Origin of the sequence: Pseudundibacterium arcticum (assembly GCF_042646465.1) — a bacterium.
GTDB lineage: Bacteria > Pseudomonadota > Gammaproteobacteria > Burkholderiales > Burkholderiaceae_D > Undibacterium_A > Undibacterium_A arcticum.
The window spans coordinates 1-4,033 of the sequence record NZ_JBHRTP010000026.1 but is presented as its reverse complement, the minus strand read 5'-3'; the positions used below and the strand labels follow the sequence as shown (position 1 = coordinate 4,033).

Genomic DNA, 4,033 nt, shown 5'->3' with positions numbered 1-4,033 from the left:
GTGGCCGGCCATATCAAGACCCTGCCGACACTGGAGCAGGATGTGGTCCGTTTGAATCGCGACGTCAAGGTCAACACCGATCTGTACACCACATTGTCCAACACCGCGCAACAGCTGCGCCTGATTACGGTTGGCAAGGTCAGTAACGTGCGCCTGATCGACGCGCCGATGGCACCGGAGAAGCCGCTGAAACCGAACCGGCCGCTTATCGTCGCCGTGGCGGTATTGGCCGGGCTGTTTCTTGGCGTGCTATCTGCCTTCATCAAAAAATCGCTCAGAAGTGGCATCGAGAATCCGGAGCATATCGAAGAGATGCTCGGCTCACGCGTGGTCTATGCCACCATCCCGCATAGCGACAAGCAGACCCAGATCATCAAACATCACGCGAAATCGAACCCGATGCAGATACTGGCCCAGGCCGCACCGCAGGATGTGGCGATCGAAAGCTTGCGCTTTTTCCGCACCGCGGTGCAGTTCGCGATGCCGAAGTTCAAAAACAATATCGTTCTGATTACCGGACCTACGCCGGGCCTGGGCAAGTCCTTCGTCTCGGTCAATTTTGCTGCCGTGCTGGCAGAGACCGGCAAGAAGGTATTGTTGATCGACGCCGATTTCCGTAATGGCCATCTGCATCAATCCTTCGGCCTGGAGCGGCAGGGCGGGCTGTCCGAAGCCATCACCGGCGCCAAACCGCTGGAGCAATCCATCCGTCGCAGCGTGCTGGAGAATCTGGATTTCATCCCGACCGGCCTGCTGCCGCGCAATCCGTCGAAATTCCTGCTGCATACGGATTTTGGCGCACTGCTGCAAACGGTATCGAGCCAATATGATGTGGTGCTGATCGACGCGGCACCAGTACTGGCCGTGTCCGACACCCTCGTGATCGGTGCGCACGCCGGCGCCGTGTTCATCCTGACCCGTGCCGGCCTCACGACCGAACGCGAGATCAACGAGTCGATCAAGCGTTTGAACCACGCAGGGATAGCACCGGCCGGCGTTCTGTTCAATGACCTGATTCTGCGGCCCGGCGTCTATGGTTACGGCTACGAGTATGGTAATGAAAATATCAGCCAGCTGGAGTATTCGTAATCGACCAACTGCATCCGACCACGTATTAGGCCGGCGGCACGGGCACGGCCATGTCCATGTATCTCGCCGATGAAATTAACCGTATAAATATAGGGAAAAGGCGCGATGCCATCGAAAAGCCAGGGAACTGAACAGCGCGCATTTCAGAATAAGAGTGCGAAGTGGCGTGGCAATTTCCGACTCGGCCGCGTTGATGCCCACCCCACATCATCTTGACCGAGGGTGCCACTCTACCTATGTCTCAGATGCCGACCTTAGCCATCACAATTTATGATTTCATGGATGAAAATCACGAGCGTTGGCGGCATCACCGTCATGGCACCTGCTGCCATCGCGATCACCGTATGGCTTGTCGTCGAGCGTTCGTGGCGCGTGGCCTTGTGGTGGTGCCTGCTGTTTGCCGCCGGAATGGGCTTGGTGGTCGCGACTAAGATTGCTTTCATCGGATGGGGCATCGGAATTCGGTCGCTGGATTTCACCGGTTTCAGCGGTCATTCGATGCGTGCCACGGCAGTTATCCCGGTGCTGTTTTATCTGATCCTGCAAAAAGCCTCGCCCGTTTCCCGTGCCGCAGGGGTGGCGCTCGGCATTGTGTTTGGTGTGATTGTCGGCATCTCACGCCTGGTGTTACATGCCCATTCTGTTTCAGAGGCCATTGCAGGATGCATCTTGGGAGGCATTGTAAGCCTCATGTTTATTTGGATTTTAGAACCCCCTCAAAAATTCGCGTTGTATCGTTCACTGATCGCATTGAGTCTGATTGCATTGCTTGCGGTTCCCTATGCAGAGCCAGCACCCACACAAAGCTGGATAACTTGCCTTGCGCTTTACCTTTCCGGGCACGATAGGCCGTTCGTTCGACATGGCTGGAAATTTGCCCCAATCGGATGGGGCTCATCAAAGGAACTGCAGGACGACTATTCTTGCCCATTCCCACGGAAAGCTAAAAGCATTGATCGCTTGCCCTTGAGCGAAGCATGATTTTTTTTGGGGGGAATATGAAGTCCACGACCATAGCCGCAAGCAGCCCAAAAATATGTCCGCCCATTATTGGTTACGAGACAGGTCGATCCGTGGAGTCTGAAGAAATCAGTATTTCACTTTACGAAAATGAAGTGCCGGCTTTTGTTGAGGCAGAACTGGAGCGTCTGTACGAAAATATTTTCTCGTCACTTGAAAAATTCAGAGTGGAGGGAACGGCTACAAATGCGAGTACCTACGTGGTTCGCAAGGGCGCTGAAGTGATCACTGTTTTTCTATTCCGACGCGAAAATGGAAAGGTGGAAGTTCTCAACCAGGCGATCAAGATCGAGGAAGTCGAGGTCTGTCGATTTGCGGATGCCATTTTCAGCGCCTTCAAATCGGTCACTGTCATTACGTTCCACGCCGTGCAAACAACTATCCGCAAGCTCCCGTTTCCTTATCAACGATTCAATTGCCTGGAAGACATTGTGTTGACTTTGCCAAATACATCACAACAGTATCTGGCCAGCCTCGGAAAGAACATGCGCAGGAACATTAAGCGCTATATGAGCAAACTCACGCAGAGCTTTCCCTCGTTCTGTTATGAAGTCTATGAGAAGGAGGAAGCGAGTGAGCAGCACATTCGGGACATTATCAGGTTGAGCAGCGCCAGGATGGCCGTCAAGAAAAAGGTTACGCTCCACAATGAGGAAAAGACGGAACGACTCATTCGCCTCGTGAGAAGGTATGGGTTCGTTGGTGTCGTAACGATAGACGGTCGCGTCTGCGCTGGCTTGATCGGCAGTCACTGCGGGGCGAATTATGCCTCGCATGTTGTTGCCCATGCTTCAGAATACGATGACTATATGGTCGGAATGCTGTGCTACTACCTGACTATTTGCGAATGCATCGATCGAGATTTCAAAGAATTTCACTTCCTGTGGGGGCGGTCTGAATATAAATACAAATTATTGGGAGTGCAGCGGGATCTGGATCACCTCGCCGTATATCGCTCTCGCGCACAATTTCTGCTTAACGGCGATATGGTATTGAAGAACGCGTTCAAGGGTTACGGCCGACAAGCGAAGCGCTGGCTGCTCGACCCCAAGCGCACGGACAGCTTGATTGGGCGAGTCGCAATCAGGATTGCAGACAGTATGTGAATGTGGGGTGGCTCAGATTTTATATCTTGGCAATGGTCGTAAGTGCTTTTGTAGCCGATGAAAAACAAACTCGGATTCAATTGGTCATAAGAAAGTGTCAAAGCAGCAATTAATCGAGTATCACGTGTAGTGCGTGAACATTTATCGAATGGGAAAATAAACATGAAATTATTTCTCCCCACTAACTGAAGTTGTCATTTTTCAATGAAAAAACCGCGTTCAATCGCGGTTTTTTTTTGCCCGAAACAAATTTTTTTGTTGGCAAAAATTATGATTTTCAGTCAAAACCGTCGGTGCCTTCAGAAGCAAAATCGCCGGTTTAGCTAAGCGGGATCACGTTGTTTTCAGAAAAATAATGACGTTTTAAAAATACACCCTGGCAATTGATTATTTTCCAGCGAAAAATTTTTTTTTGGAAATAGTGGAACTAAGCAATTAGATGCTTCTCAAAAAGGTTCGCTTAAATCAATGACTTGGGAAGATTTTCATGCTTAAATTGTCATCATTTGAACTCACACCACGCGCTATGTTGTGCACCAGTTTTGCTGTCCTGTTGGCCGCGTGCGGAGGTGGTTCGGGTACTGATACGTCCCAAACCACGCCGTCTGAATTTTTGAAGAGTGCGAACGCCAGTTCCGGTTCGAATGGATACGTGAGCCCTACCCCAACGCCAGCACCAGCACCAGCACCAGCACCAGCACCAGCACCAGCACCAGCACCCGTTACATCACGAGACCCGCTGAAGTGGCCCTTTGCGTCCACCAGCATTTGGAACATGCCAATCGGTAGCGGCGCCGTGTACGTTGCAGCAAATTTCC

3 protein-coding genes and 1 pseudogene are annotated in these 4,033 nt (G+C 51.6%); 3 read left to right on the top strand and 1 reads right to left on the bottom strand.

Annotated features, from left to right (window positions below):
* The 3 genes from ACFOFO_RS10090 to ACFOFO_RS10080 form a co-directional block, all read left to right on the top strand.
* Nucleotides 1–1,089 (top strand): polysaccharide biosynthesis tyrosine autokinase (locus tag ACFOFO_RS10090; protein ID WP_390331472.1); only part of this gene is annotated, 1,089 nt, incomplete at its 5' end.
* Nucleotides 1,090–1,371: 282 nt separating this feature from the next.
* Nucleotides 1,372–2,070 carry a phosphatase PAP2 family protein gene (locus ACFOFO_RS10085; protein ID WP_390331471.1) on the top strand — a complete coding sequence of 233 codons (699 nt, stop codon included), beginning with the start codon at nucleotides 1,372–1,374 and terminating at the stop codon, nucleotides 2,068–2,070.
* A 17-nt stretch (nucleotides 2,071–2,087) separates the two neighbouring features.
* The gene (locus ACFOFO_RS10080; RefSeq protein ID WP_390331470.1) at nucleotides 2,088–3,215 is read left to right on the top strand and encodes a GNAT family N-acetyltransferase; all 1,128 of its coding nucleotides are present in this window, start codon (nucleotides 2,088–2,090) and stop codon (nucleotides 3,213–3,215) included.
* A 465-nt stretch (nucleotides 3,216–3,680) separates the two neighbouring features.
* Here ACFOFO_RS10080 and ACFOFO_RS10075 read toward each other — a convergent pair.
* Nucleotides 3,681–4,033: pseudogene (locus ACFOFO_RS10075) on the bottom strand (hypothetical protein); the annotation flags it as partial.

What these genes read in the sequence shown, in the direction of transcription:
- ACFOFO_RS10085 (WP_390331471.1), top strand. Translation starts at nt 1,372, where the DNA reads ATGAAAATCACGAGCGTTGGCGGCATCACCGTCATGGCACCTGCTGCC.
- ACFOFO_RS10080 (WP_390331470.1), top strand. Translation starts at nt 2,088, where the DNA reads ATGAAGTCCACGACCATAGCCGCAAGCAGCCCAAAAATATGTCCGCCC.